Source organism: Beijerinckia sp. L45, from assembly GCF_009765775.1.
GTDB lineage: Bacteria > Pseudomonadota > Alphaproteobacteria > Rhizobiales > Beijerinckiaceae > RH-AL1.
This window is the reverse complement of the sequence record NZ_LMUU01000223.1, coordinates 25,209-25,912: the sequence shown is the minus strand read 5'-3', so window position 1 is coordinate 25,912 and position 704 is coordinate 25,209. Positions and strand designations below refer to the sequence as shown.

Sequence of the window (704 nt, the reverse complement as noted above, 5' to 3'; positions counted from 1 at the left end):
TGCGCAAACTACATCGCTTACGATGGCTACGCCTCGATCTAAGTGGAAACCGCTCTAGTCCAGGATCCCGCCGGTACCGATGTTTGCGCAAACGAAAGTGCCTAATGTTTCCTCCTCAACTTCGCCCCGCTTCTGGCTCCCTGCCGAAGCGGGGTTTTCTAATCCTTAGACATATGGTTGACGTAAATAGAGCAGTGGGTATCGACCATCATTCATGATCGGTGACTTTATCAAAACATTCCTGTCTATCACCTTGCTTCTCAGACTGACGCTAGTGCACTGACTCAGACGGATGGTTCTTCGTTGAGCCTGTTGCGAATGGCCTGTGCCGATGCGGTCCAGACGAAGGGCCTTGGGTGCTTGTTTGCGCTGACGATGTAGCGAGCGATCGTCCTCTTGAGGTCATCCACGGATCGGAACACGCCCCTGCGAAGGCTCTGCCGTGTGAGCTTTGAGAAGAAGCCTTCGACGGCGTTCAACCAGGAGCACGACGTCGGGGTGAAGTGAAGCGTCCAGCGCGGATGGTCTGCTAACCACGCCTTGACCTCGGGATGTTTGTGCGCCGCATAATTGTCGGCGATGGCGTGAATGATCTTTCCGGCGGGAACAGCCCGCTCGATGGTGGCGAGAAAGCCGATGAACTCCTGATGCCGGTGACGCGCAACGCAGCGTCCGATGACCTTGCCGTTGATTGTATCAAGGGC

The 704-nt window shown here is 55.7% G+C and carries 1 protein-coding gene; it reads right to left on the bottom strand.

Annotated features, from left to right (window positions below; translation table 11 throughout):
* Positions 1 to 284: 284 nt before the first annotated feature.
* Positions 285 to 704: IS630 family transposase (locus GSQ79_RS29855; protein WP_246725541.1), on the bottom strand; the 420-nt coding region annotated here is incomplete at its 5' end.